This is a genomic window from Virgifigura deserti, assembly GCA_003576685.1.
Classification (GTDB): Bacteria; Pseudomonadota; Alphaproteobacteria; order Dongiales; family Dongiaceae; genus Virgifigura; species Virgifigura deserti.
Genome location: QOZR01000006.1, coordinates 136,079 through 160,871, shown reverse-complemented (window position 1 = coordinate 160,871; position 24,793 = coordinate 136,079). Strand labels below are relative to the sequence as shown.

Sequence of the window (24,793 nt, the reverse complement as noted above, 5' to 3'; positions counted from 1 at the left end):
AGGATTGGCCGTGCTGACTGTGACGACGCCGTCTATCGAAGGCAAGATGATCGAAACCCATTACGGAATCGTCAGCGGCGACGCGATCGTCGGCGCCAACATGTTCCGCGATGTCTTCGCGCGGGTCCGCGATGTCATCGGCGGCCGGGCCGGCGGCTATGAAAAGGCGTTGCGCGCCGCCAAGCAGGCGGCGCTGGACGACATGATCGCCGAGACCGAGCAGCTCGGCGCCAACGCCATCGTCGGCGTCGATCTCGATTACGAGGCGGTCGGTGAGAGCATGCTGATGGTCAGCGCCACCGGCACCGCGGTTCGGGTCGCATAACTACCCGCTGATCAAGCTCCGCAGCTGACGGTCGGCGACGGCCAGCATCGACAGGTCGATGCTGCCGGCTTGGCGCAGATCGGCGAACAGCGATTCCATCCGATGGACCGCGGTTCCGCGCTGATCGACCCAGGCCCCGATCGCGCCGTTTCCGGCCGCCGCGCCATTGGCCGATTCCATAACCCGCTGGGTCAGCTCCTTCTGATGGCCGTAGAGATCCTCAACGATCGCGGCGACCGCCATGCGCTGCCAGTGATTGTCGCTGGCGCCGACGCTCGCGGCCGCGCCGCGCAGCCAGTCGAACCCGAAGCGCTCGCCGACCGCGAAATAGGTGCGCCCGACTTCGGTGACGGAGAGGGCAGCCGCCTGGGCGATCCGCACGATGTCCAGCCCGGGGGGTAGCAGATGCAGGCTGGTGACGCGACGGGCCAGAGCCTCGGGCACGCCGTCCTCGACATAGGCTTCCGTCCGCTGCGCGATCGCCTCGCGGTCGGCATCGGTCGTAATCTCGCCGAGACAGTTGGAAAGCTCGGCGATGCCGGCACTGCAGGCGGCAATATTGGCGGCGATGTCGAGGGGCTGAATGCCGGTGCGCAGGAACCACAAAGTGCCGCGCTCCGCTACCGCGTTGATCTCGACCAGCATTGCGATCTGCACCTGCGCCGGCACGAGGGTGTCGAGCGCCTGGATCTCCGACCAGAGCTGCCGCAACTCGAACGTGCCGCGGGTGATCGCATAGGCGCGGGTGATGTCGGAGGCGGTCATGCCGGTCTTCTCCTTCATCGCGTGAACGAAGGTGGGACCGACGCGGTTGACCAGACTGTTCGTCACCACCGTCGCGATGATCTCCCGGCGCAGGCGATGCCCGGCGATGGCTTCGGCGTAAGTCTCGCGCAGCGGGGCGGGAAAGTACTGCATCAGATCGTCGCCGAGCTGGGGATCGTCGGGCAGGTCCGACGGCAGCAGCTCCTCATAGAGCGCGATCTTCGAATAGGCGAGCAGGACCGCCAGCTCGGGGCGCGTCAGCCCCTGCCGCGCCACGAGGCGCTCGGACAGGGTCTCGTCATTGGGCAGGAACTCGAGGGCGCGGTTGAGCTTGTCCGCCCGCTCCAACGCCCGCATGAACCGGCCCTGCTGGTCGAGCAGCAGCCAGTCCTGCGCCTTGATGACGCTGATCGCTTGGCTTTGCAGGTAGTTGTGGCGCAGGACCAGCGCCGCGACCTCCTCGGTCATCGCCTCCAGCAGCTTGTCGCGCTGCTTGCGCGTCATGTCGCCGGCCGACATCGCTTCGTTGAGCGGAATCTTGATGTTGACCTCGTGGTCGGAGCAGTCGACGCCGGCCGAGTTGTCGATCGCATCGGTGTTGATCCGGCCGCCTTGAAGCGCGTACTCGATGCGGCCGCGTTGGGTGAAACCGAGATTTGCCCCCTCGCCGACCACCTTGCAGCGCAGCTCGGCGCCGTCGACGCGCACCGCGTCGTTGCTCCGATCGCCGGCCTCGGCCTGGCTTTCGCTGCTCGCCTTCACATAGGTGCCGATGCCGCCCAGCCAGAGCAGGTCGACGGGCGCGCGAAGGATTGCGCGGATCAGTTCGTTCGGCGTCACGCTGTCGCGGTCGATCCCGAAGCATTGCCGAATCTCCGGGGTGAGCTTGATCGCCTTCGCCTTGCGGTCGAAGACGCCGCCGCCGGCCGAGATGAGCGCGGGGTCGTAATCGGTCCAGGCCGAGCGCGGCAGATCGAACAGCCGCTTGCGCTCCTGCCAGCCGGTTTCGGCATCGGGATTCGGATCGACGAAGATGTGCAGGTGATTGAAGGCGCCGAGCAGCCGGATGTGCCGGGACAGCAGCATGCCGTTGCCGAAGACGTCGCCGGACATGTCGCCGACGCCGACCGCCGTGACGTCCTGGGTCTGGATGTCCGTCCCGATCTCGCGGAAGTGCCGCTTGACGGATTCCCAGGCGCCGCGCGCGGTGATGCCCATCTTCTTATGGTCATAGCCCGCCGAGCCGCCCGAAGCGAAGGCGTCGCCGAGCCAGAAGCCGTACTCCTCGGCGATGCCGTTGGCGATGTCGGAGAAGGTCGCCGTGCCTTTGTCGGCCGCGACCACCAGATAGGGGTCATCCTCGTCGCGGCGCACCAGCTCAGGCGGCGGGACGACGACGCCGCCGACCAGATTGTCGGTCAGGTCGAGCAGGCCGCGCATCATCGTCTGATAGCAGGCGACCACCTCCGCCATCAGCGCCTCGCGACTGCCGCCGGTTAGGGGACGCTTGACGACGAAGCCGCCCTTCGAGCCGACCGGCACGATGACGGCGTTCTTCACCGTCTGCGCCTTCATCAGGCCCAGAACCTCGGTGCGGAAATCCTCGCGCCGGTCGGACCAGCGAATGCCGCCGCGCGCCACCTTGCCGCCGCGCAGATGGATGGCCTCGACGCGCGGGCTGTAGACGAAGATCTCGAACATCGGCCGCGGCAGCGGCAGATCCTCGATCGCCTGCGAATCGAACTTCAGCGACAGATAAGGCTTGTACTTGCCGTCCGCGGCACGCTGGAAGAAGTTGGTGCGCAGGGTCGATTGGATGAGATTGAGGAATCGCCGCAGGATGCGGTCCTCATCCAGGCTCGAGACAGCATCGAGCCCCTTCTCGATCTCCGCGACGATGGCGGCGGCGCGGGCCTCGGCGCCGCCGCGATTGGCGGGATCGAGCAGCGTGCGGAACAGATCGATCAGCAGCTTCGCGATCTGCCAGTTGTCGGCCAGGGTTTCTTCCATATAGGCCAGGCTGAAGGGAATTCCGGCCTGGCGCAGGAACCGGCTGTAGGCCCGGATCACCGTCACGTCGCGCCAGTCGAGACCGGCGCGCAGCACCAGGCGGTTGAAGCCGTCATCCTCCATCTCGCCGAACCAGCTGCGAGCATAGGCCTCGTGGAACTTGTCTTTGACCGCGCCGACGTCGATCTCGGCGCCGTCGGGCGTCACCATGGCGAAGTCATGAATCCACAGCGTCCGGTCCTGGTCGGCCAGATGCACGGTGTAGGGCAGCTCACTGACGACCTTGAGCCCCATATGCTCGAGCACCGGCAGGACGTCGGACAGCGGGATCAGGCCGCCGACATTGTAGATCTTCAGCCGGATTTCGTTCGCCGGCGCCTCGACCGGCCGGAACAGGTTCATGGTCATCGAGTCGGTCGCCAGCGCCTCCTCGAGCCGATCGATGTCGAAGATGGCGGCGTGCGCGCTGAACCGCTCCTGATAGGCGATCGGGAAGGCGGTGGCATAACGTCGCAGCGCCAGCAGCCCCTGCTCCTCGCCCTTCGCCTCGATCAGCGCGTCCTGCAGATGATCGGCCCAGGACCGGCCGACCTCGACCAGCCGCTGCTCGATCTCGGCCGGATCGACGTCGGGGATCGCGCCCGGCGTCGTCATCACGACGATATGCAGCCGGACCAGCGGGCCGTCCCCCATATGCGTGAAGAAAGCGGTCGCGCGGCCGTTATAGGCGCGCGCCAGGATGTCCTGGATGCGCAGCCGAAGATCCGTGTTGTAGCGGTCGCGCGGCAGGAACACGAGGCAGGAGACGAACCGCTCGAACGGATCGCGGCGGGTGAACAGCGCGATCCGCTGGCGTTCCTGCAGATGCAGGATACCGAGCGCGGTTTCGAGCAGCTCGTCCTCGGAGATCTGGAACAACTCGTCGCGCGGGTAGGTCTCGAGAATATGCGTCAGCGCCTTGCCGTCATGGCTCGACGGCGCGAAGCCGGCGCGGGCGATGATGTTCGCGACCTTGCGGCGCAGCAGGGGAATCTCGCGAGAGCTGCGGTTGTAGGCCGTGGAGGTCAGGAGCCCGACGAACAACCGCTCGCCGACCACCCGGCCGGCCTCGTCGAACTTCTTGACGCCGATCGTGTCCATATGCATCGGTCGGTGAACGGTGGCCCGGCGGTTCGCCTTGGTCACCATCAGCAGTCGTGACTGCCGCAGGAAATGCCGAACCTCCGGCGGCAGCTTCGCGAAGTTCCGCAGTCCGTCGAAAATCGAGGCGCGGTCGTCGCGTAGAATACCGAGCCCGCTGCCTGCGCGGATCGACAGCGTTGCCGCCTCACCCTCGCCGGAGAGGTCGTATTCGCGATAGCCGAGATAGGTGAAATGATCGGCGTTCAGCCACTGGAGGAAGGCGGCCGCTTCGGCGATCTCCTCCTCCGGCAGCGGCGGTGGCGCGGCCTCGAGCCCGGCGAGAACCTCGCTCACCCGGTCGCGCATCTTCTGCCAGTCCGCGACGGCGACGCGGACGTCGGCAAGCACGCCCTCCAGTGCCGTGCGGATTCCTTCGAGCTTCTCGGCCGACGACTGCTCGTTGATCCAGACCTGCATGAAGGATTCGCCGGCGACTCCCCCGGGTGCCCCACCGGGTGCTCCACCGGGCGCCCCACCGGCGGCATTCGCGTTGCCCAATCCGAGAAGACGGCCGGCATCGTCGCGTTGCGTCGGAACGATCGGATGGATGACGAGATAGACGGTGAGGTCGCGCCGGTTCAACTCGGCCGTCACCGAATCGACCAGGAACGGCATATCGTCATTGACGATCTCGACGACTGTGTGTGGGCTGTGCCAGCCATGTTCGTCGAGCCGCGGGTTGTAGACGCGCACCTTGGCCGTGCCGCGCCGTCGCTGCGCCCCGAAGTTCCAGAGGGATACCGCCGCGCCGAACAGGTCGTCGGGATCGTGCCCGACGAGATCGTCCGGCGGCACGTTGGCGTAAAACTGGCGGATGAACCGTTCGATATCATTCGCCCGGTCCCGCTCGAGCCGGCTGCCGACCTCATGCAGCACCCGCTCGATCAGCTCCGACTTCATCTTCTCTGCCTTCAGCGGCATCTCGTCTCCCCTTCAGCCGGGCGGGCGCGGCCCCCGCCATTCCGACCGCCTGCCGTTTCCACCAAAGCTACCCCATCGGCCGATTAACACAAGAACCGGTACGAGGATTGGTAGAAGGACCGGTACGCCACCGCCGATAAAGCGGTTCTTAACGGCGGCGATGATAAGCAGGAAACAAGCGCGCTCGCATCCCGCCGTCAGCGTTTGGGACGAATGATGCGAGCGGTACCGACGTGGCGCGGAAACGCCGACAGCGAGCAGGGAGCCCTGTCGAGATGATGAACGAGGTCCGCGGCGAATTGTTCCTGCGCCGCCTGCCGCCGGAGATCCGCGATGGGCTGAGTCCGGCGCAGCAGGCGGCGATCCGCGTCGCCGCCGGCCAGGGCCACGAGCGGGAGCGCCACCGGATCGACCTGGAGTTCGGCCTGCCCACTCCCTGGGGACGATATTATGTCGCGATCTTCGCCGGCCCTGAACGGCGGAGCTCCGGGCGGCGTGGTTCCGCGCAGCGGCGACGGGATACCCACTGGCGCCCGCTGATGACGACGGGCAACGGTTCGACCCACATCATTCGTACGACCTGTCTCGGCCTGTTGCTGCTGGCGGCGCTTCTCCTGTACGAGACCGTCGTCCAACCCTGATCGAAGCCGCACCCGACACAGTCTCCTCGGACCGATAGCGCGAGCATCTCTCCTCTTGGGGGAACTGCCGGCAAGGTGGGGCGTTCACGGGAAGGGGCGAGCGGCGCGCTGGAGGCAACCGATGGTCACGACGGTCGGAACGGAAACCGACTTCATCGACATGTTGAACAACTTGATCCGGCTCGATTTCGATGCGATCGATGCCTATGAGGCGGCGGTCGACCGGCTGGAAAGGCGCAGCGACGCGGAGCAGCTCCGTGCTTTCCAGGCCGACCATGAGCGGCACACGCGCGAGGTGGCGGCGATCGTCAGAGACCTCGGCGGCACGCCGGCCACTGCGGGCGACGCCAAATCGATGCTGACGACCGGCAAGGTGCTGCTGGCGGACCTGATCGGCGACAAGGCGGTCCTGAGGGCGATGAAGACCAACGAGGACGACACCAACACCGCCTATGAGCGCGCCGTCCGGCACGGCAGCAAGACGCCCGCCGCGAACGAAGTCCTGCAGCGCAATCTCTGCGATGAGCGCCGACACCGCAGCTGGATCGAAGAAGCCATTAACCGGCTTTGATTTAATGGAGTCGCTCGCGCGGTCCCGGATCGGGGCGGTACCAGTCGCGTATTGCGTTCATCGTCTGACGCCAGAACAGAGCGGCGCAGATCTCCTTCTCTTCAAGGAGGGTCTGTGCGCGTTCGGCAGCGTGGATCGCGGCCGTCGCGCCATGGCAGGCGATCAGCCGGTCGGCGAGCAGCCAGACATCGCGGCTGTAGAGCGCGGCTTCCTGTCGAGGCTCCATCCGGCGCCCTCCCCAACGATCCGGGACCGCAAGCCGCCGCTCCTGCCGGTTGCAGCCGTCTTTTGACGGCACCGCCTACTGCCGGTGCGTGGTCCGCGTCTGAAGGCTCAGCCCATCGCGCATGACATCCGGTGCGCAGGGCGTCTCGCCGATCCGCCGTGCGGTTTCGATAGCCTCGCCGATGCGCACCCAGATCACAGCCGCCGTTCGCTGGCCCTGACGTTCCAGATGGTGGACGCGCCGCGCCGCGCGAGCGCCGGCGTCACGGCCATACCTGCCGATCATCAGATCTGCGGCGCGTACGATATCGCACGCCTGAAGCGGTGCAATGAGGGTGCAGCCTGTCATCATCGATCCCGCGCGCTGTTGGGACAGTCTTGAAAGAAGGAACGCCCGTCGGGACGGCAAGGTTCCGAGCGGACAATTCCCAAGCGGACATTCGAACGACGATCCGGCAGACAGCCGCGCCAGCTCTTTGTCGGCGCGCCGCGTCTCACTATGAGAGGGAGGGCTGCCCCTGCTTGTCGCCGGAGCAGCCCTCCACCGGTCGGGTTGCTGGTGCCCGACCGCTAGTCGGTCGTGCCGGAACCGGCATCCGGCTGGTCCTCGTCGACCTGGACGTCCTCGCCGGTGATCGTGCCCGGCTGCGATTCGGAGACTTCTGGGATCTCCTCATCAGTCGCGGCCGTGTCGCCGTCCTGTTCCGGATTGAGTTCCTCGTCGGTGTTCGTGTCCGCAGCGGCCGTGCCGTCCGTCCCGGTGCTCATCTCGCCGCTTGCGCTGCTGCCAGTCTCGACCTTCGATTTCTCGGTCGCGTCGGACTCGCCGGCCGCCTGCGCCCAGCCCGGAATCGTCAGAACCAGGGCAACCGCTGCACTCGACAGTAGCTTCAACATCACCAACCTCCTCAAAAATGTCCCCAGCTCCCGAACCCAAGATTGGGAACACGAGAGCCCCGGGTCGGTTCCAAATGGCGGCGCGGAATCGAGTCGGCGACAAGCGGCGCTGGACCGTCCGACGGCATTCGGCATTGCATGGCCAAGTCCTTTCGGTCATGAGAAGGCAGATGACAATCAGAAGCCGAAACGTCGATGAAGCGGAACATCAGGGGCCTCGGAGGACCTCTGGCTGCCGTCACGAACCGGCCTATGCGGGCCAAGCCATCTACTCGCCGACCACCCTGGCGCTTTACGACCTGGTCGTCCTCGGGCTGTCCAACCCCTTGGTCTGGCGCTGTCCGACCCGACGCATCCTGCGGCTTTACGACCAGTATGTGACCGACAATCACCTCGATGTCGGCGTCGGGACCGGCTGGTATCTCGACCGCTGCCGCTTTCCGAGTCTGGCGCCGCGAATCGGCCTGATGGATCTCAATCCGAGCTCGCTTGCGGCAGCATCGCGTCGGATCGCGCGATACCGGCCGGAGCAGTTCCGAGCGGACGTCCTGAAACCGGTTGCCGTCGAGGCTCCGGCATTCCAATCCATCGCGCTGACCTACCTCTTGCACTGCCTGCCCGGCAGCATCGCGCAGAAGGCCGTTGTGTTCGACAATCTGGCGCCGCTGCTGCAGCCCGGCGGCGTGATATTCGGCGCAACGCTCTTGCGGATCGGCGTTGTACGCTCCACCGCCGCGCGCGTCCTTATGCGGGCGTACAATCGGAAAGGCATATTCTCGAACGAAGCCGACAGCGTTCAGGCCCTGCGGGCAGCGCTGGATCAGCGATTCCGATCCGTCGAGATCGATATCGTCGGCTGTGCCGCCCTGTTCGTCGCGAGGGATCGCCGGGACTAGGGCGCCCCGTTGCAGCCGTAATTGATTTGTCCGGAATGGACCCCGAGAGAAATTGGAGCGGGCGAAGGGATTCGAACCCTCGACCCCAACCTTGGCAAGGTTGTGCTCTACCCCTGAGCTACGCCCGCTTGGATGGGTAAGCGCGCCCAGGGCTTGAACAGCGCCCCTCGCGCGGGCGCCGATAATACCCATGGCTTCGGCATTTGCAAGCACAGTTAAGCGGACCGCGCATCGGCGGAAGCCCATCCTTCGGGGTTGAGGGAACAGGCGCGCCTTGGCTATGGTGCCGGGCATGTCTGATGTCACAGCCGCCCGCACGCCTGCTACTGCCGCCGATCTGTTCGCCCGGCTCGACGAACTCGGCATCCGCACCAGCACCGTGGAGCACCCGCCCGTCTTCACCGTCGAGGAGGCGAAGGCGCTGCGCGGCACGCTGCCGGGCGGGCATATCAAGAACCTGTTCCTGCGCAACAAGAAGGGCGAGATGTGGCTGGTCGTCGCGGAGGAGGACCAGGCGATCGACCTCAAGGAGCTGGGCGCGCGGCTGGGCGCCGGGCGGCTGTCGTTCGGCAGCCCGGACCGGCTGATGACCTATCTGGGCGTCGTGCCCGGTGCGGTGACGCCCTTCGCGATCATCAACGACCGCGACGGCGCCGTGCGGGTGGCGATCGACAAGGCGCTGCTCGCGCTCGACCCGATGAACTGTCATCCGCTGACCAACGACCGGACGACGGCGATCGCACCGGGCGACCTGCTGATCTTCCTCGCCGCCTGCGGCCACGAGCCGCGGCTTCTCGATTTTTCGGAGCCGCCCCCGACCGCCTGAACGCGGCAGGGCTTGGGCCCCGGAGAGCCCGCAAGACTTGCCAGCACGGCGCCCCCGCGCCATGTATCACGCATTAGGCTTTTTCGAATGAAAGACATCGACATGGACCAAGTCATCGGCATGACCGCGCCGGGCACGAGCCAGGCGGGCGGCGATCTCGTCAAGGATACCAATACCGAGCAGTTCATGGCCGACGTCATCGACGCCTCGGCCCAGACGCCCATCATCGTCGATTTCTGGGCGCCCTGGTGCGGCCCGTGCAAGCAGCTCGGCCCGGCGCTGGAAAAGGCGGTGCGCGAGGCCAAGGGCGCGGTCCACATGGTCAAGGTCAATATCGACGAGAACCAGGAGCTGGCAGCGCAGATGCGCATCCAGTCGATTCCGGCGGTTTATGCCTTCTATCAGGGCCGCCCCGTCGACGGCTTCGTCGGCGCCCTGCCGGAGAGCCAGATCAAGAGCTTCGTCCAGCGGCTCATGCAGGCGGCGGGCGGCGCGGCCGGTCCCTCACCAGTCGAACAGGCGCTGGAGCAGGCGAAGGCGGCGCTGGAGGCCGGCGACACCGGGACGGCGAGCGCGCTGTTCGGTCAGGTCCTGGCACATGATTCGGAGAACGCCCCGGCCGCGGCCGGGCTTACCCGCTGCTATCTGCAGGCCGGCGATATCGAGATGGCGAAGCAGGTGCTGGACCGCGTTCCAGCCGACCAGGCGGGCAATGCCGACGTCCAGGCCGCGCGCACCGCGCTCGAACTGGCCGAGCAGGCCTCGGCGGCCTCCGGCGCGTCGGCCGAACTGGCCGAACGCCTGCGGCAGAACTCGAACGATCATCAGGCGCGCTACGACCTGGCGGTGGCGCTCTATGCCCAGGGCGAACAGGAGACGGCGGTGGACGAGCTGCTCGAGCTGTTCCGGCGCGACCGCAACTGGAACGATCAGGCGGCCCGCAAGCAGCTGGTCAAGCTGTTCGAGGCCCTCGGGCCGACGGACCCGCTGACTCTGTCGGCGCGGCGCCGGCTGTCATCCCTCATGTTCTCATGAGTTTCCGATGAGTCGGGGGCCTTTCGACCCGCGCTTCGACGATCTGCCGGCCACGCTGCCGATCTTTCCGCTCGCGGGCGTTCTGCTGCTGCCCGGAGGCAAGCTGCCGCTCAACATCTTTGAGCCGCGCTATCTCGACATGACGTCCGATGCGCTTGCCGGCGAGCGGATCATCGGCATGATCCAGCCGACGGCGTCCGACTCCGACGCCGCGTCGCCGCCGGTCTACCCGACCGGCTGCGCCGGGCGGATCACCTCCTTCGCCGAGACGGACGACGGGCGCTATTTGATCACGCTGACCGGGCTCTGCCGGTTCGACGTGGCCGAGGAACTGCCGCTCCATCGCGGCTATCGGCGGGTGGTGCCGCGCTTCGAGCCCTATCGGGCGGATCTGGAGGCGGAGGCGAAGGCCGTGATCGACCGGACCCGGCTGTGCAATGCGCTGAAGGCCTACTTCGCGCTGCAGAGCCTCGCCGTCGATTGGGAAGCGATCGAGGAGACGGCCGACGAGAAGCTCGTCACCTCGCTCGCGATGATCTGCCCGTTCGAGCCGAGCGAGAAGCAGGCGCTGCTCGAATCGCCGGACCTGACCGAGCGCTGTCGCAAGATGACCGCGCTGATGGAGATGGCGGTGCTGAACAGCGCCGCGAGTGATGTGTTGCGTCACTGAGTTCGGTTGTTTCCCGGTGTAATCCGTGGACGGGATCTGGGGGTGTGATGAGTGAACGGAGAAGTACGGTCGATCCGAAGCTGCTGGAGATTCTGGTCTGTCCGGTGACCAAAGGGGCGCTGATCTACGATGCCGAGGCGCAGGAGCTGATCAGCCGGCAGGCCGGGCTCGCTTATCCCATCCGCGACGGCATCCCGATCATGCTGATCGACGAGGCCCGGCCGCTCGACGAAACGCCCTGATCGACCGATGAGCACGGATTCATGAGCACGGACTCGGACAGCGGATCGGAGAAGCCGTTCGGCGCCGCGCACTGGCCGACCGAGGTTCGCCTGAAGCAGGCGGAGAAGGTGCTGGAGATCGATTTCGACAACGGCGTCACCTACCGTTATCCCGCCGAGCTGCTGCGGGTCGAGAGCCCGTCGGCCGAGGTTCAGGGCCATGGACCCGGCCAGAAGCAGCTCGTCCCTGGCCGCGCCCATGTCGGCATTCTCGGCATCGAGCCGGTCGGCAATTACGCGATCCGGATTCGCTTCGACGACCTGCACGACACTGGCATCTATTCCTGGGCCTATCTCTACCAACTCGGCGAGCGGCAGACGGAGCTCTGGGAGGCCTATCTGAAAGCGCTGGAGGAACGCGGCCTGTCGCGCGAGCCGAAGCGCCGCTGATCGCCGATATCTCGGATCGTGCTCTGGGCCTGCTTCGAACCGGGGGAACCCGCAGACCGTCGGCAAGCACGCCCGCTCATCGAGCAAAGGCGAGACCGGAGGGAACCGCATGCGCCCGATACCGCTGGGAGCCAAGGGAACGTTTACGCTGGCTGTCGCACCCGAGCATCTTGCCAACCAGTTCAAGGACGCGATGCTCCCGCCCGTTCTGGCGACGCCGGTCATGATCATGATGATGGAGAATGCGGCGCTCAACGCGATCCGCCCGTTCCTGGACACCGATGAAAGCGCGGTCGGCACAGCGGTCGACGTGCGGCATCTCGCGGCAACACCCGTCGGACATCAGGTGCGTGCCGAGGCCGAGGTGACCAAGGTCGAGGGGCGGCGAATCGAATTTAAAGTGACCGCGAGCGACGAGACCGAAGAGATCGGGTGCGGCACTCACGAGAGAATGGCCGTCGATCTCCGCCGGCTCGATCAGCGTTTGGCGACTAAGAGCAAGCCCCGGGCGCGCCCCAGACATAGCAGCTAGACGGCGGCAATTGCCGGCGCCCTGAAGAACCAATGCCGCGACATTCTGCTCAAGCGGCGGCGATCGGTGCCGCGCGCTCCGCGCGGGCGGCCGCCCGCGCCAGACGGCGGGCGTTCTTCGTCGCACGGCTGTGCAGTGGGTCGAGCGCCGTGGCCGTCATGCGGACCGTCAGTTCGGTGAGCCGTATCCCGACCGCAAACCCGGACTCGATGCTTGCCTGGGCATAGCGCTGCTGGGTTGCAGCGGCTTGGCCGGTGGTACGGCAATGCAGCACGGCAGCGAAACACCGGGTCGCCAGACGCGTCTGATCAATCATCCCATCGGTCAGGGAGCGCTGCATCGCCGTCCAGCCGCGCGCCAGCGCCTGCCCTGAATCGGTCGCGGCCTCCAGCTTTTCGAAGCCCATTCGGTGAAGCTCGCGATGGTCGGCATCACCCGGCGTCGCCAGCGCTTGCGCGATCATCGGCAGGCGATAGCCGATCGTCGCCAGGCCGGCCGTCGTCATTGCCCAGAGATCGAGGGCCGTCTGCGTCGCCAGCGTGTTCGACGACCAGACGTCGCCCGCGATCTTGGCAGCCCGTTGCGCGGTCCTTGCGGCCATTCTTCATATTTCCTTTCCACAGGAGCTTCGTCTGCTGGAGCGTTCGGCGCATTGCCGAACCGGAGCGAACACCGGGCGACAGAACCTGGTTCCAGCGTGGCCGTGCAGCGCCAAATAGCTAAATAGCTAGAGCGGCTCGCCGCGTACCAGTCGCGGCAACTCACCGGCGGTCCCCATCGCATGGCGCATCAGCACCCGCTTCAGCGACGGCAGCCGGTTGACCGCCGCCAGCCCGAGGTCCCGGGCCAAGCGGAGCGGCAGCAGATCGTTCGAGAACAGGCGGTTCAGGCCATCGGTCACGGCCATCAGCACGAGTGTGTCGAACCGCCGCCAGCGCTCATAGCGCTCGAGCACGTCAGCCGCACCGATGTCAAGCCCAAGCCGGCGCGCATCGACGAGCGCCTCGGCCAATGCCGCCACGTCCCGGAGGCCGAGATTCAGCCCCTGGCCGGCGATCGGATGGATCGCATGCGCCGCGTCGCCGACGAGCGCCAGCCGGTCGTCGGCATAGCGCTCCGCATGCAGCAGACGAAGCGGATAGGCCCAGCGGCCGCCGACGGGCCGTAGCCGACCCAGCGAATCGCCGAAGCGATGCTCGATCTCCGCCGCGAACGCGTCCGCGTCCAGCGCCATCATCGTCCGTGCCGGGGCGCGCCGCTCCGTCCAGACGATGGACGACCGGTTTCGGCCCTCCTGGTCAGGGACCATCGGCAGCATGGCGAACGGGCCGGAGGGCAGGAAATGCTCGTGCGCGACGCCATGATGCGGTTTCTCATGCGCCACCGTGCAGACGATACCGGTCTGCGGGTAGCTCCAATCCGTCACCCGGATCCCCGCCAGGGCTCTGACCGGTGAGCCTTGGCCGTCGGCGCCGATGGCGAGAGTGGCGGCGATCTCCGTCACGCCGGTGGGATTCGGCGACAGCGCGACGCGGACGCCGCCGGCGGTGCGCGCCAGTCCGGCGATGCGGGCCGGCGCCAGATGGCGAGCGGTGGGGAGGGCGGCGAGCCGGTCGAGCAGCGCCCGACGGATCACCTGATTCTCGATGATATGGCCGAAGGGCGGCGCATCGGCGTCACCACCGGCGAGGTCCCGATGGTCGTAATGGAGGAAGAGGCGCGAGGTGCGGCCCCGGGCATCGCCATCAGAGACGCGGATATCGAGAATCGGCTGCGCTTCCGCCGCCATCCCCGGCCAGACGCCGATGCCGGCCAGGACCTGCTGCGAACCGAAGGCGATCGCCGAGCTGCGGCCGTCATAGCTCGTCGCCGTCCGTTCCGGCGCGGCCTGCGCATCGACCAGGGCGACCGCGATCCCGGCATCGGCGAGGGCGACGGCGAGCGTCATCCCGACCATGCCGCCGCCGATAATGGCGACGTCGGCCGTCACCGTTTGGATGAGATCGTGTTGTTCCGGGTTCGTGACCATCCGCATAGCATCCTAGCCGCGCGCGAGCTTGTCCAGTCGAAGTCCATCCAGCAGAACCGGGTGTGCATAAAAATTGTGCGAAGCAACATTTCTGCCTGCGAAATAGGCAATCCGGCCGCTGAGACTGACAGTCGACGCATCCGCGGAATCGCATGAAACCCCGCCTTTCTGCCGCGGCGGCGGCCCGAATCGCCCGTCGCGCCGGAAGCGGCACGGTTCTTGAAACGCCGGCGAGCGGAACGAGGACGCCGCGGCGCGGCAGCAGGGAGTGCAGGACATGAAGCTGATCCTGGCGATCGTGAAGCCGTTCAAGCTCGACGAGGTCCGGGATGCCCTGATCGCCGTCGGGGTGCATGGCGTCACCGTCAGCGAGGTGAAGGGCTTCGGCCGGCAACGCGGGCAGACCGAGATCTATCGCGGCACCGAATATCGGGTGCATTTCCTGCCGAAGGTGATGCTGCACATCGCGGTCCCCGACAGTCTGGCCGACCGCGTGGTCGAAGCAATTCAGGCCGCCGCGGCAACCGGCCGCATCGGCGACGGCAAGATCTTCGTTCTCGACCTCATGCACGCGGTGCGAGTGCGCACCGGCGAAATCGACGAAGCCGCTTTGTAGGAGAAACGGGATGGCGTTCACACGGAAACTCTGGATTGCGGCCGCAGCGATCGGCGCTGTCGGCCTGGGGACGACAGCACCGGCGCAGGCGCAGGTTGCTGAGGAAACGGCGTTCATCCTGAACTCGTTCTCCTTCCTGGTGCATGGCTTTCTGGTCATGTTCATGGCCGCCGGCTTCGCCATGCTCGAATCCGGACTGGTGCGGACGAAGAACACCGCGGCGATCTGCCTGAAGAACATCGCCCTCTACGGCATCGCCGGCATCCTGTTCTATCTGACCGGCTACAACCTGCTCTATGCCGGAGTCGATGGCGGCGTCATCGGCAGCCTCGGTTTCTGGAGCGCCGACGACGCGGCGGCCCTCGCCGGCGATTTCAGCGGCGGCTATGCCGCCGCCTCGGACTGGTTCTTTCAGATGGTCTTCGTGGCAACCACCGCCTCGATCGTATCCGGCGCGCTTGCGGAGCGTATCAGGCTCTGGCCGTTCCTCCTTTTCACCGCCCTGCTGTCAGGCTTCATCTATCCGATCGCCGGATCCTGGCAATGGGGCGGCGGCTGGCTCGCCGAACTGGGCTTCGTGGACTTCGCCGGCTCGACCATCGTCCATTCCGTCGGCGGCTGGGCGGCGCTCACCGGCGCGATCCTGCTCGGCGCCCGCAAGGGCAAGTACACGGCAGGCGGCCACATCAATCCCATGCCCGGCGCCAACCTGCCCCTGGCGACGCTCGGCACCTTCATCCTGTGGCTCGGCTGGTTCGGCTTCAATGGCGGTTCGCAGCTCGCCCTGGGGTCGGCGGCGGACGTGATCGCCATCGCCACGATCTATGTCAACACCAACATGGCCGCCGCCGGCGGTGTCGTGGCGGCGATGGCGCTCACCCAGATCTTGCATGGGAAGGTGGACCTGACGATGGCTCTGAACGGCGCCATCGCCGGGCTGGTTTCGATCACCGCCGGGCCGGATACGCCCAGCCTGCCCCTGGCGATCGCGATCGGCGCAGTGGGCGGCGCGCTCGTGGTGCTCGCGGTTCCGATGTTCGATCGGTTGCGGATCGACGACGTCGTCGGCGCGATCTCCGTGCATCTGGTCTGCGGGATTTGGGGGACGCTGGCCGTGCCGCTCAGCAATCCAGATGCCGGGTTCCTGACCCAGCTGACCGGCGTAGTCGCGATCGGCGCGTTCGTCGCGGCGGCCACCGCGATTGTCTGGGCGGTGCTGAAGGCCACCATCGGCATCCGCTGCAGCGAGGAGGCGGAAATGATCGGCCTCGACCAGGCTGAGCTGGGGCTCGAGGCCTATCCCGAGTTCGGCCGTGGCTCTCAGATGATCTGAGCCCCCCCCTTCCTCCAGGCCTCCGGCCCGAAAGGCGGCTTGCCTTTCGGGCCGTTTTTTCTTAGAGATCCGCCGCGCCGAAACGTCTCTCGGCGCGCGATCTTGTGTTCCGGCCACAGGACCGATAGAACCTGTTTATGCTTTGTACCAGTTTTTCGTCCCGAGTCGTTCCTTCAGTCGCCCCCGGCGGTGTGATGGATGCTGATTGATCGGCTCGAGCCGCTTCTCAGATTTCATCCCTTCACCCGGCTGAACGCGCTGCTGCAGGATTTGACGCCCGGCGGGTCCGGCGCGCCGCTTCTGTTCTCGGTCGGCGAGCCGCAGAATGCGCCGCCGCCGATCCTGCACACGGAGCTGGACCGCCACGCGGGCTCATGGTCGCGCTATCCCCCGGCGGTCGGCACGCCGGACTTCCGCGCCGCGGTCGGCGAGTGGCTGATGCGCCGATACCGGCTGCCGGCGGGCCTGATCGACCCGGACCGCCATCTGCTGCCGGCCGCCGGATCGCGCGAGGCGCTGTTCATGATCGCGCTGTCGGCGGTGCCGGAAGCGCGTGGCAACGGAGTCCGCCCGGCGGTGCTGATGCCGAACCCGTTCTATCACGTCTATGCCGGCGCGGCGGCGGTCGCGGGGGCGGAGCCGGTGTTTCTGCCGGCGACACGGGAAACCGGCTTCCTGCCCGATCTCGACGCGCTCGACCGCGATCTGCTCGACCGAACGGCGCTCGCCTATGTCTGCTCGCCGGCCAATCCGCAGGGCGCGGTGGCGGATCTGGCCTATCTGCAGTGCTGGATCGAGCTGGGGCGCCGTCATGATTTCGTCGTCGCCTTCGACGAATGCTATGCCGAGACCTATACCGAGGCGCCGCCACCGGGAGCGCTCGAAGCCTGCGCGGCGCTGGGTGGCGATCTGACGAATGTGATGGTGTTCCACTCGCTGTCGAAGCGCTCGGGCGCCGCAGGGCTGCGGTCCGGCTTCGTCGCCGGCGACCCGCGCCTCGTCCAGCGGCAGGCGCAGCTCGTCAATTTCGGCGGCGTGGCGCCGCCGTTGCCGGTGCTCGCCGCCTCGGCCGCGCTGTGGCGCGACGAGGCCCATGTCGAGGCCGGGCGCGCCCGCTATCGCGAGAATTTCGCGGTGGCGGCCGAGATTCTCGGCGACCGCTTCGGCTTCGTCAGACCGGCCGGCGGTTTCTTCCTGTGGCTGGATGTCGGTGACGGGGAGGCGGCGGCGCGGCGGCTTTGGGCCGAGGCGGGAGTTCGCGTCCTGCCGGGCGCCTATATGGCGCGGCCCGATAGTACCGAGGGAGGGAATCGTGGGCCGGGCGACCGTTACATCCGCGTCGCCCTGGTCTATGATGCCGCGACCACCGCCGAGGGGCTTCGCCGCCTCGTCGCGGTGCTGGATGATGCGCCGATCGCGGCCGAGGGGGGCAGTGCCCACACTGTAGCGTTTGGGGATAAGGCATGAGCGACTCCAGCGGCATCTTTGGCCGGATGACCATCTTCCCGGCGGGAACGAAGGCCTTCCTGAGCCGACGGGCGACCGAGGTGGCCGGCGGTTGTCTGATTCTAGCAGCGCTGGCCTTCTTGCTAGCGCTGGCGACCTTCGATTCGGCCGATCCGTCGTTGAACAAGGCCGTGGACGGGCCGGTCCGGAATCTTCTGGGCTTGCCAGGCGCCTACACCGCCGACCTGGCGCTGCAGAGCGTCGGGCTCGCTAGCCTCGTGCTGCCGATCGGCCTGCTTGCCTGGGGCTGGCGGCTGCTGCGCCACTATCGGATCGGCCGCGGCTGGCTACGCCTGGCGCTTCTGCCGGCGGCGATCCTGGCCGCCGCCATCGCGCTGACCCCGGTGCCGGCGACGGACAACTGGCCGGCCGCCACGGGCTTCGGCGGATCGGCCGGAGCCCTGCTGCTGTATGGCCCGCAGGGGGATGCCGGGCTGTTGGGTCTGCTGGGGACGGGCACGACGCCGATCGGGCTTGCCGGCGCGGTCGTCGCCCTGGCGCTGCTGTTCTTCACCCTCGGCATCCCGTGGCTCGACTATCTCGCCTTCGGTCGCGGAACGGCCGGCGTGGTCGAAGGCGCCGGCCGGAGCGTCGCCCGGGTTTACGGAATGCTGCGGCGTAGTGGCGATCGCGCGGGGGCGGCTCTGCGCCGGCAGCAGCGGCTCAGCGGAAAGTCCGGCGGGAGGGACCGGCTCGAGCCGCAGCTCGACGAACCCGGTCAGGCGGCGCCGATCGACATCCCGACGCCGCCGCTCACCGCCTCCGGCGGCCGGCAGGCTTCCGCCCCGCGCGTCGAAGTCAAGAAGCCCAAGGCGAAGGCGAGCCGGCGCGCCGCCAGCAACCAAGCAACGCTGGACCTGCTCCCCGGCGACGATTACGCCCTGCCGCCGCTAGAACTGCTGGAGCAGCCGACGACGCGCGGCGCACAGCGGGTCAATGAGGAGTCGCTCGAGAAGAACGCGCGGCTGCTCGAATCGGTGCTGGAGGACTTCGGCGTCAAGGGCCAGATCGTCAAGGTCAGGCCCGGCCCGGTGGTGACGCTCTATGAGCTGGAGCCGGCGCCCGGCACCAAGACGAGCCGGGTGGTCGGCCTCGCCGACGATGTCGCCCGCTCGATGAGCGCGGTGTCGGTGCGCGTCGCGGTGGTGCCCGGCCGCAGCGTGATCGGCATCGAGCTGCCCAACCGGCGGCGCGAGACCGTCTATCTCCGCGAGCTGCTGGCCGACGAGGCTTACGAGCGGACGGCGGCGAAGCTCGCGCTCGTCCTCGGCAAGGATATCGGCGGGGCACCGATCATCGTCGACCTCGCGCGGATGCCGCATCTCCTGATCGCGGGCACGACCGGATCCGGCAAGTCGGTCGCGATCAATACGATGATCCTGTCGCTGATCTATCGGCTGCCGCCCGACAAATGCAAGTTCATCATGATCGACCCGAAGATGCTCGAGCTGTCGGTCTATGACGGCATCCCGCACCTTCTGACCCCGGTGGTCACGGAGCCGCGCAAGGCGATCGTGGCGCTGAAATGGGTGGTGCGGGAGATGGAGGAGCGCTATCGCGCGATGTCAAAGCTGGGGGTGCGCAATGTCGAGGGCTACAACGCAAGGGCGGCCCAGGCGCGCGAAGCCGGCGAGATCCTGACTCGGCGGGTGCAGACCGGGTTCGATCCCGAGACGGGCAGCCCGATCTATGAGGAGGAGCCGTTCGACCTCGAGCCGCTGCCCTTCATCGTCGTCGTCGTCGACGAGATGGCCGACCTGATGCTGGTCGCCGGCAAGGACATCGAGGCGGCGATCCAGCGCCTGGCGCAGATGGCGCGCGCCGCCGGGATCCACATCATCATGGCGACGCAGCGCCCGTCGGTCGACGTCATCACCGGCACGATCAAGGCGAACTTCCCGACCCGGGTCAGCTTTCATGTGACCTCGAAGATCGACAGCCGCACGATCCTGGGCGAAACCGGGGCCGAGCAGCTGCTCGGCCAGGGCGACATGCTGTACATGGCGAATGGCGGCCGCATCACCCGCATCCACGGCCCCTTCGTCGGCGACAACGAAGTCGAGTCGGTGGTGCAATTCCTTAAACGGCAGGGCGAGCCGACCTATATAGAGGAGGTCACCCGCGACGACGAGGAGAAGGGCGGGGATCTGGGCCTGGATGGCGGTGGCAGCGGCGATGCGCTGTACGATCAGGCCGTGGCCCTGGTCTGCCGGGAGCGCAAGGCGTCGACGAGCTTCGTTCAGCGCCACCTGCAGATCGGCTACAACCGCGCCGCCCGGCTCATCGAGCGGATGGAGAAGGAGGGCGTCGTCAGCGGGGCCAACCATGTCGGCAAGCGCGAGGTCCTGGGGCGGAACATCGACGACATCGAGTAGGAGAGAATGTCGAACAGCATCAGGACAGCGTTCAGCCGGAGGCGGATCCTCCGCAATCTCACCAGTACCGCCGGGCTCATGGCCTTCGGAGCGGTTTTGATCCCGGTCGGCGCCCGGACGGCCGCCGCGGCCTTGACCGAGACGGACCGGGCGGACCTGGCGCGGGTCGAGCGTTACCTCAACGGTATCGACACCCTGCGTGCACGCTTCAATCAAGTCGCCGAGGACGGCAGCGTGGCTTACGGGACGATCTATCTCCGCCGCCCCGGACAGATGCGCGTGGAGTACGAGCCGCCGGTTCCGGTCCTGCTGGTCGCCGATGGCACGCTCGTCAGCTATTACGATTCCGAGCTCGATCAGCTGTCGCAGGTGCCGCTGCGCTCGACGCCGGCCTGGTTCCTGCTGCGCGATCCGATCGACTTGACCGACGACATCACGGTCACCGACGTCGAGCGTGGACCGGGTGTGCTGCGCGTCGACATGTATCAAAGCGACAACCGGGATGCGGGCTCGGTCGAGCTGGTCTTCAGCGAGGACCCGCTGGAGCTCCGCCAGTGGACGATCACCGACGCCCGGGGCCGGGACGTCCATATCACTCTCGAGAATGTGAGCTATGGCGCGCCGCTGGCGAACGCGCTGTTCGCCACACCGCGGACACGGCGGCAGAGCGGGCGCTTTTAGTTGCTGATAGCCTAGTTCGCCGTGAGGGGGCGCAGCGAACGCCGGCGGAACGGCTGCAGCAGCAATTGCGGCAAGGATCGTTCCGCGCGGCCCTCGACGCCGATCTTCATGTCCGGCCGACGCGCCGTGGCGCTCCGCGAGCGGAACAGAGGATCCCAGACGCTGAACAGCGTGCCGTAGTTGGAGTCCGTATCCGACCGGATCGCGTGATGATGCACCCAGTGGATCGACGGGGTGATCACGACCTTCGCCAGCCGGCACTCCAGCCCCGGCGCTAGCCGCAGGTTCGAATGGTGGAAGATCGTGGCGCACAGCAGCAGCGTCTCGAACACCAGCACCGAGAGCAGCGGAATCCCGAGAACGACGATGACGGCGGCCCGCGCGACGGCGGACAGCAGCACCTCCCCGAAATGGAACCGGAGGGCCGAGCTGGAGTCGAGGAACCGGTCGAGGTGATGGACCTGGTGGAAGCGCCAGAGGAACGGCAGCTCGTGATTGAAGCGGTGCCACCAATAGATCAGGAGATCGAGCAGAACGACGTCCAGGACCAGGCCCGGCCAGCCGCTCCACCAGTCGGGCCGGAAGCCGAGGCTGTTGGCCGCCGCCCAGGCGGAAACCGGAACCACAATCAGCGGCGATAGCCCCAGATTGATCAACCAGAGGCCGCCATTACGGGCGAGGCGGCGGAAACCGCCGGGCGGCTCGCCGGGCCCGGGCTCCGGCGGTGGCGCGGCCGGCAGCAGCCGTTCGCCTGCGAACAGCAGTAGGAGACAGGCGCCGACGACCAGGCCCTTATAAGCGAGCAAGAACTCGACGGAAGCCATCATGAAAGGGAATATGGCAGCCGGTGGCCGGCCCGCCAATGGATTCGAGGCCGGGGGATTCGGGGTCGGAGGCCGCCTCTTGCCAGAATCGCGGCAAATCGCCACATTCGCTGGGGGATTCTGACGGAAGGATATCATGAAGATCGAGAGAGACTCGCCGCTGATCGGCGTTTCGGCCTGTGTCAAGCAGGTGGAGGGGGCATCGTTTCATTCGGTCGGCGAGAAATATGTCGCAGCGGTGGCGCTGGGGGCCGGGGGGCTGCCGGTGATGATCCCGGCATTAGGCGAAAGCTATGATATTCCCGACCTTGTGGAACGCCTCGACGGTCTGTTCGTCACGGGCAGCCTGTCCAACGTGGCGGCGCATCTTTACGATGGCCCTCAGGACCGGCCGGCAAGCCCGCAGGATCCGGCGCGGGACGCGACGACTCTGCCGCTGATTCGCGCGGCGTTGACCGCCGGCTTGCCAATCTTCGCGGTCTGCCGAGGACTCCAGGAGTTGAACGTCGCGCTTGGCGGGACGCTGGAGCAGCAGCTTCATGTCCGCGAGGGCCGACTGGACCATCGCGCGCCGCAAGACGTGCCCTATGAGGAGAAATATGGTCCGCAGCACACGGTGTCGCTGACGCCGGATGGGCTGATCGCGAAGCTTGTCGGGAGCACACGGATTGAGGTCAATTCGCTGCATTGGCAGGGCATCGACCGTCTTGCGGACGGGCTTGTGGTCGAGGGCGTGGCGCCGGACGGCGTAGTCGAGGCGGTCCGCGTCGTGACGGCGAAGAGCTTCGCCCTTGGAGTGCAGTGGCACCCGGAATATCGGGTGCTGGAGAACCCTGTCTCCCGCGCCCTGTTCGCCGCGTTCGGCGCCGCCGCGCGGGAACGGGCGCGGTTGCGGGCGGCCCGGCGGGGCGAGAAGGCCGCCTGAGCCAGGCCATGCGATCAGCAGATGTGTCGCTTGTCGGCGATGCATAAAAGATTCTCGGCGAGACGATTGAAATTGCCTTAACAGGCTACCAATTTTATTCTTGACAGTGGTCGTGGCCGCAACGGCTATGATCGCCTGGGGTGGCCTCCCCTACCACTGCCAGGCTCCGAGAGGAACTGAGAACGCCCGGTCCCCCCCTGGCCGGGCGTTCGCCTCTCTGGACCGGCAAGGCACTGAACTTCAAAGATTTTCCAACAGGATTCGAGAAGCGGCGTTCCGCCGTGCCATTCCCGCATTCTTCGGTTATAACCGCCTTTCGTCATCCGGTTCGGCACTATCCGATCCGGCGCGGATGGGTTGTTGCCATGGCGCAACGATAGCCGGCGCCGGATCATCGCAGGGGGAGCTCTCATGACTGACTCTTTTCGGGTCCGATACGATTGCGCGTGCGGCGAGAGGACACGATGAGCCTGCGCATCGCAACCTGGAACGTGAACTCGGTTCGCCTACGCCTCGACAACATCGCCCGGTTCGTCGCCAGCCATTCGCCCGATGTTCTCTGTTTACAGGAGACCAAGGTTCAGGATGGCGACTTCCCGCTCGACCGGCTGGTCGAGCTCGGCTATCGCCATATCCTGCCGCATGGGATGAAGAGCTATAACGGCGTGGCCGTCCTGTCGCGTGTCCCTTTCGACCATCAGGAAACCAAGGGATGGTGCGGTCGCGCGGATTGCCGCCACGCCATCGTCCGGCTTCCCGGCGGGCTGGAGCTGCATGATTTCTATGTCCCGGCCGGCGGCGACATTCCGGACCCGGAACAGAATCCGAAGTTCGAGCACAAGCTCCGTTTCTTTGACGAAATGACCCAATGGTTCACGGCCAATCGGACACCGCAGGACAAACTGCTGCTTCTCGGCGACCTGAATGTGGCGCCGCTGGAAACCGACGTCTGGTCGCACAAGCAGCTTCTCAACGTCGTTAGCCACACGCCGGTAGAGGTCGCGCGGATGGCGGATTTGCAGGCGTCGCTCGGCTGGGTTGATGCCGTGCGGCATTTCATTCCGCCTACGGAACGGCTATATAGCTGGTGGAGCTACCGGGCACGCGAGTGGGAGACCTCCGACCGAGGCCGCCGCCTCGACCATGTCTGGGTGACGCCGGCGCTGGCACCTGCGCTGCATGCCGCCGAGGTGGTCCGCGAGGCGCGCGGCTGGGACACGCCGTCGGATCACGTGCCTGTCGTTGTCGACCTGGAATGACTTGCGGCTTGGCCTAGAGTGCGATCCGATTAGGTTGGATCAACCTGATCGGTAAATCGCCCTCTATTTCATGGAATAGGGCCTGATCCGATTACATTGGTTCGATGTGATCGGATCAGGCCGTGGCGGAGCGATAGAGATGATAACGCCCGACGGCGACGCCGGAGGGCAGAGGCAAGGCCGCGAGGCACGGCATCGGTTGATCGCTGACGGCGACCCCGCCGGGCATGAGTAACCGCGCCACGGTCGGTCCGAGCGCAGCGGCAAGCTGGCGGTTGGCCGCGACATCGCCCGTCCCGATATCGGCATGGATCAGCGCCGCGGTCGGCCCGAATAGCTGGGCCGCGATGGGAAGCGTCTCCCGCAGGTCGCCGGGAAGGAAATAGCCGGCCGGGGGAATGCAGTCGGGATGGGCGGCGATCTGCCGGTCGAAGACGAAGATCTCGCGATCGGGCAGCAGCTTCCGCAGATGGTCGTAGGTTCGGCCGTTTCCGAGTCCGATCTCCAGGATCCGCCCCGGCAGGTCCCGAATCAGGTCGGCCGCGTGGTCGAGGCAGGCGCGCTGCGCCTCCAGGCGGCGGATGAAGCTGTCGAGACGGCTCATTGGCCGTCGACCTCCTTCTAAGGCGCAGATCCGGTCGAGACCTCGCGCAGTTGCTGGGTCGTATGTTCGAGCCGGTGGGCGAGGACCCGCATGATCTCAACCGCCATCGCCGGAAAGTCGGTGATCATTCGAAAGAAGAGATCCTTCGTGATCCTCAGCGTCGTCAGCCGGGTGGTTGCCCGGACCGTCGCCGTGCGCGGCACGTCGCAAATGATGCCGATCTCGCCGACGAAGTCGTTGATGCCGAGCGTCGCCACCTGCAGCGGCCCTCTCGGCGTATCGATGAGCACCTCGGCCGTGCCGTCGATGATGATATAGGCGGCATCCGCCATGTCGCCTTGCCGGAACAGCTCCTGATCGGCCTCGAAGGTGAGCCGCTCGCTGGCGAAGGCGAGCAGCTTCAGCTTCGGCGGATCGATCTTCGCGAACATTGGAATGCGGCGGAGCAGTTCGACTTCTTCGTTGAGGCTCACG

The 24,793-nt window shown here is 66.6% G+C and carries 26 protein-coding genes and 1 tRNA gene; 17 read left to right on the top strand and 10 right to left on the bottom strand.

The window, feature by feature from the left end; translation table 11 throughout:
• Positions 1-10: 10 nt before the first annotated feature.
• Positions 11-325 carry a YbjQ family protein gene (locus tag DT069_RS12295; protein ID WP_119460761.1) on the top strand — a complete coding sequence of 105 codons (315 nt, stop codon included), beginning with the start codon at positions 11-13 and terminating at the stop codon, positions 323-325.
• On the opposite strand, the gene DT069_RS12290 is transcribed toward DT069_RS12295, so the two are convergent.
• Positions 326-5,203 carry an NAD-glutamate dehydrogenase gene (locus DT069_RS12290; RefSeq protein WP_119460594.1) on the bottom strand — a complete coding sequence of 1,626 codons (4,878 nt, stop codon included), beginning with the start codon at positions 5,201-5,203 and terminating at the stop codon, positions 326-328.
• A gap of 275 nt (positions 5,204-5,478) precedes the next feature.
• Here DT069_RS12290 and DT069_RS12285 point away from each other — a divergent pair, with 275 nt between their 5' ends.
• The gene (locus DT069_RS12285; protein ID WP_119460593.1) at positions 5,479-5,844 is read left to right on the top strand and encodes a hypothetical protein; all 366 of its coding nucleotides are present in this window, start codon (positions 5,479-5,481) and stop codon (positions 5,842-5,844) included.
• A gap of 121 nt (positions 5,845-5,965) precedes the next feature.
• Entirely contained in the window at positions 5,966-6,415 is a 450-nt protein-coding gene (locus tag DT069_RS12280) for a DUF2383 domain-containing protein (RefSeq protein WP_119460592.1), read from the top strand.
• Between the two features lies 1 nt (position 6,416).
• Here DT069_RS12280 and DT069_RS12275 read toward each other — a convergent pair whose 3' ends face one another.
• The 3 genes from DT069_RS12275 to DT069_RS12265 all read right to left on the bottom strand — a co-directional run bounded on the left by DT069_RS12275 (position 6,417) and on the right by DT069_RS12265 (position 7,537).
• Positions 6,417-6,641, bottom strand: coding sequence for a hypothetical protein (locus tag DT069_RS12275; RefSeq protein ID WP_119460591.1), 225 nt, complete (start codon positions 6,639-6,641; stop codon positions 6,417-6,419).
• A 75-nt stretch (positions 6,642-6,716) separates the two neighbouring features.
• Complete coding sequence (locus DT069_RS12270; RefSeq protein WP_119460590.1) at positions 6,717-6,992, bottom strand: hypothetical protein; 276 nt, start codon at positions 6,990-6,992, stop codon at positions 6,717-6,719.
• 218 nt (positions 6,993-7,210) lie between these two features.
• Positions 7,211-7,537, bottom strand: a complete 327-nt coding sequence (locus tag DT069_RS12265; RefSeq protein WP_119460589.1) for a hypothetical protein — start codon at positions 7,535-7,537, stop codon at positions 7,211-7,213.
• 170 nt (positions 7,538-7,707) lie between these two features.
• Here DT069_RS12265 and DT069_RS12260 point away from each other — a divergent pair, with 170 nt between their 5' ends.
• On the top strand, positions 7,708-8,433 hold the full coding sequence (locus DT069_RS12260) for a class I SAM-dependent methyltransferase (RefSeq protein WP_425450188.1): 726 nt from the start codon (positions 7,708-7,710) through the stop codon (positions 8,431-8,433).
• Between the two features lie 53 nt (positions 8,434-8,486).
• Here the strand turns inward: DT069_RS12260 and DT069_RS12255 are convergent.
• Positions 8,487-8,561: transfer RNA gene (locus tag DT069_RS12255), tRNA-Gly, on the bottom strand.
• 164 nt (positions 8,562-8,725) lie between these two features.
• Between DT069_RS12255 and DT069_RS12250 the strand changes: the two genes are divergently transcribed.
• From DT069_RS12250 to DT069_RS12225, 6 genes are all read left to right on the top strand, one after another.
• Complete coding sequence (locus DT069_RS12250; RefSeq protein WP_119460759.1) at positions 8,726-9,259, top strand: prolyl-tRNA synthetase associated domain-containing protein; 534 nt, start codon at positions 8,726-8,728, stop codon at positions 9,257-9,259.
• Between the two features lie 87 nt (positions 9,260-9,346).
• Positions 9,347-10,294, top strand: a complete 948-nt coding sequence (trxA, locus tag DT069_RS12245; protein ID WP_425450187.1) for a thioredoxin — start codon at positions 9,347-9,349, stop codon at positions 10,292-10,294.
• 7 nt (positions 10,295-10,301) lie between these two features.
• Entirely contained in the window at positions 10,302-10,964 is a 663-nt protein-coding gene (locus tag DT069_RS12240; RefSeq protein ID WP_119460587.1) for an LON peptidase substrate-binding domain-containing protein, read from the top strand.
• 47 nt (positions 10,965-11,011) lie between these two features.
• Positions 11,012-11,206 carry a Trm112 family protein gene (locus DT069_RS12235; protein WP_119460586.1) on the top strand — a complete coding sequence of 65 codons (195 nt, stop codon included), beginning with the start codon at positions 11,012-11,014 and terminating at the stop codon, positions 11,204-11,206.
• Between the two features lie 21 nt (positions 11,207-11,227).
• Positions 11,228-11,635, top strand: a complete 408-nt coding sequence (locus DT069_RS12230; protein ID WP_119460585.1) for a gamma-butyrobetaine hydroxylase family protein — start codon at positions 11,228-11,230, stop codon at positions 11,633-11,635.
• A gap of 109 nt (positions 11,636-11,744) precedes the next feature.
• Positions 11,745-12,167, top strand: a complete 423-nt coding sequence (locus DT069_RS12225; RefSeq protein WP_119460584.1) for a thioesterase family protein — start codon at positions 11,745-11,747, stop codon at positions 12,165-12,167.
• Positions 12,168-12,216: 49 nt separating this feature from the next.
• Here the strand turns inward: DT069_RS12225 and DT069_RS12220 are convergent, their stop codons facing one another.
• Positions 12,217-12,768, bottom strand: a complete 552-nt coding sequence (locus DT069_RS12220) for a phasin family protein (RefSeq protein WP_119460583.1) — start codon at positions 12,766-12,768, stop codon at positions 12,217-12,219.
• Between the two features lie 126 nt (positions 12,769-12,894).
• Positions 12,895-14,196, bottom strand: a complete 1,302-nt coding sequence (locus tag DT069_RS12215; protein WP_119460758.1) for a UbiH/UbiF/VisC/COQ6 family ubiquinone biosynthesis hydroxylase — start codon at positions 14,194-14,196, stop codon at positions 12,895-12,897.
• Positions 14,197-14,473: 277 nt separating this feature from the next.
• On the opposite strand from DT069_RS12215, the gene DT069_RS12205 reads away from it, so the two are divergent.
• From DT069_RS12205 to DT069_RS12185, 5 genes are all read left to right on the top strand, one after another.
• Entirely contained in the window at positions 14,474-14,812 is a 339-nt protein-coding gene (locus DT069_RS12205) for a P-II family nitrogen regulator (RefSeq protein ID WP_119460581.1), read from the top strand.
• A gap of 10 nt (positions 14,813-14,822) precedes the next feature.
• Positions 14,823-16,145: an ammonium transporter family protein gene (locus DT069_RS12200; RefSeq protein WP_119460580.1), complete on the top strand. Its 1,323-nt coding sequence runs from the start codon at positions 14,823-14,825 to the stop codon at positions 16,143-16,145.
• A 198-nt stretch (positions 16,146-16,343) separates the two neighbouring features.
• Positions 16,344-17,612 carry an aminotransferase class I/II-fold pyridoxal phosphate-dependent enzyme gene (locus DT069_RS12195; protein WP_119460579.1) on the top strand — a complete coding sequence of 423 codons (1,269 nt, stop codon included), beginning with the start codon at positions 16,344-16,346 and terminating at the stop codon, positions 17,610-17,612.
• Positions 17,609-20,026, top strand: coding sequence for an FtsK/SpoIIIE family DNA translocase (locus DT069_RS12190; protein ID WP_119460578.1), 2,418 nt, complete (start codon positions 17,609-17,611; stop codon positions 20,024-20,026). Before DT069_RS12195 ends, DT069_RS12190 begins: the two co-directional genes overlap by 4 nt.
• Before the next feature lie 6 nt (positions 20,027-20,032).
• Positions 20,033-20,707, top strand: coding sequence for a LolA family protein (locus DT069_RS12185; RefSeq protein ID WP_119460577.1), 675 nt, complete (start codon positions 20,033-20,035; stop codon positions 20,705-20,707).
• Positions 20,708-20,718: 11 nt separating this feature from the next.
• Here DT069_RS12185 and DT069_RS12180 read toward each other — a convergent pair whose 3' ends face one another.
• Positions 20,719-21,534 carry a sterol desaturase family protein gene (locus tag DT069_RS12180; RefSeq protein ID WP_425450186.1) on the bottom strand — a complete coding sequence of 272 codons (816 nt, stop codon included), beginning with the start codon at positions 21,532-21,534 and terminating at the stop codon, positions 20,719-20,721.
• Positions 21,535-21,667: 133 nt separating this feature from the next.
• Here DT069_RS12180 and DT069_RS12175 point away from each other — a divergent pair, with 133 nt between their 5' ends.
• Together DT069_RS12175 and DT069_RS12170 are read left to right on the top strand one after the other, a co-directional pair.
• The gene (locus DT069_RS12175; protein ID WP_119460576.1) at positions 21,668-22,456 is read left to right on the top strand and encodes a gamma-glutamyl-gamma-aminobutyrate hydrolase family protein; all 789 of its coding nucleotides are present in this window, start codon (positions 21,668-21,670) and stop codon (positions 22,454-22,456) included.
• Positions 22,457-22,926: 470 nt separating this feature from the next.
• A complete protein-coding gene (locus tag DT069_RS12170) occupies positions 22,927-23,715 on the top strand; it encodes an exodeoxyribonuclease III (protein WP_162913176.1) in 789 nt (262 codons plus the stop codon).
• 115 nt (positions 23,716-23,830) lie between these two features.
• On the opposite strand, the gene DT069_RS12165 is transcribed toward DT069_RS12170, so the two are convergent.
• Both DT069_RS12165 and DT069_RS12160 read right to left on the bottom strand, forming a co-directional pair.
• Complete coding sequence (locus DT069_RS12165) at positions 23,831-24,319, bottom strand: class I SAM-dependent methyltransferase (RefSeq protein ID WP_119460574.1); 489 nt, start codon at positions 24,317-24,319, stop codon at positions 23,831-23,833.
• Between the two features lie 17 nt (positions 24,320-24,336).
• Complete coding sequence (locus tag DT069_RS12160) at positions 24,337-24,792, bottom strand: cyclic nucleotide-binding domain-containing protein (protein ID WP_119460573.1); 456 nt, start codon at positions 24,790-24,792, stop codon at positions 24,337-24,339.
• Position 24,793: the final 1 nt, after the last annotated feature.

Bases quoted from the DNA above. Each gene is read 5' to 3' on its own strand.
- DT069_RS12290 (WP_119460594.1), bottom strand. From the start codon at position 5,203: ATGCCGCTGAAGGCAGAGAAGATGAAGTCGGAGCTGATCGAGCGGGTG.
- DT069_RS12285 (WP_119460593.1), top strand. From the start codon at position 5,479: ATGATGAACGAGGTCCGCGGCGAATTGTTCCTGCGCCGCCTGCCGCCG.
- DT069_RS12280 (WP_119460592.1), top strand. From the start codon at position 5,966: ATGGTCACGACGGTCGGAACGGAAACCGACTTCATCGACATGTTGAAC.
- DT069_RS12275 (WP_119460591.1), bottom strand. From the start codon at position 6,641: ATGGAGCCTCGACAGGAAGCCGCGCTCTACAGCCGCGATGTCTGGCTG.
- DT069_RS12270 (WP_119460590.1), bottom strand. From the start codon at position 6,992: ATGATGACAGGCTGCACCCTCATTGCACCGCTTCAGGCGTGCGATATC.
- DT069_RS12265 (WP_119460589.1), bottom strand. From the start codon at position 7,537: ATGTTGAAGCTACTGTCGAGTGCAGCGGTTGCCCTGGTTCTGACGATT.
- DT069_RS12260 (WP_425450188.1), top strand. From the start codon at position 7,708: ATGACAATCAGAAGCCGAAACGTCGATGAAGCGGAACATCAGGGGCCT.
- DT069_RS12250 (WP_119460759.1), top strand. From the start codon at position 8,726: ATGTCTGATGTCACAGCCGCCCGCACGCCTGCTACTGCCGCCGATCTG.
- trxA (WP_425450187.1), top strand. From the start codon at position 9,347: ATGAAAGACATCGACATGGACCAAGTCATCGGCATGACCGCGCCGGGC.
- DT069_RS12240 (WP_119460587.1), top strand. From the start codon at position 10,302: ATGAGTCGGGGGCCTTTCGACCCGCGCTTCGACGATCTGCCGGCCACG.
- DT069_RS12235 (WP_119460586.1), top strand. From the start codon at position 11,012: ATGAGTGAACGGAGAAGTACGGTCGATCCGAAGCTGCTGGAGATTCTG.
- DT069_RS12230 (WP_119460585.1), top strand. From the start codon at position 11,228: ATGAGCACGGACTCGGACAGCGGATCGGAGAAGCCGTTCGGCGCCGCG.
- DT069_RS12225 (WP_119460584.1), top strand. From the start codon at position 11,745: ATGCGCCCGATACCGCTGGGAGCCAAGGGAACGTTTACGCTGGCTGTC.
- DT069_RS12220 (WP_119460583.1), bottom strand. From the start codon at position 12,768: ATGGCCGCAAGGACCGCGCAACGGGCTGCCAAGATCGCGGGCGACGTC.
- DT069_RS12215 (WP_119460758.1), bottom strand. From the start codon at position 14,196: ATGGTCACGAACCCGGAACAACACGATCTCATCCAAACGGTGACGGCC.
- DT069_RS12205 (WP_119460581.1), top strand. From the start codon at position 14,474: ATGAAGCTGATCCTGGCGATCGTGAAGCCGTTCAAGCTCGACGAGGTC.
- DT069_RS12200 (WP_119460580.1), top strand. From the start codon at position 14,823: ATGGCGTTCACACGGAAACTCTGGATTGCGGCCGCAGCGATCGGCGCT.
- DT069_RS12195 (WP_119460579.1), top strand. From the start codon at position 16,344: ATGCTGATTGATCGGCTCGAGCCGCTTCTCAGATTTCATCCCTTCACC.
- DT069_RS12190 (WP_119460578.1), top strand. From the start codon at position 17,609: ATGAGCGACTCCAGCGGCATCTTTGGCCGGATGACCATCTTCCCGGCG.
- DT069_RS12185 (WP_119460577.1), top strand. From the start codon at position 20,033: ATGTCGAACAGCATCAGGACAGCGTTCAGCCGGAGGCGGATCCTCCGC.
- DT069_RS12180 (WP_425450186.1), bottom strand. From the start codon at position 21,534: ATGATGGCTTCCGTCGAGTTCTTGCTCGCTTATAAGGGCCTGGTCGTC.
- DT069_RS12175 (WP_119460576.1), top strand. From the start codon at position 21,668: ATGAAGATCGAGAGAGACTCGCCGCTGATCGGCGTTTCGGCCTGTGTC.
- DT069_RS12165 (WP_119460574.1), bottom strand. From the start codon at position 24,319: ATGAGCCGTCTCGACAGCTTCATCCGCCGCCTGGAGGCGCAGCGCGCC.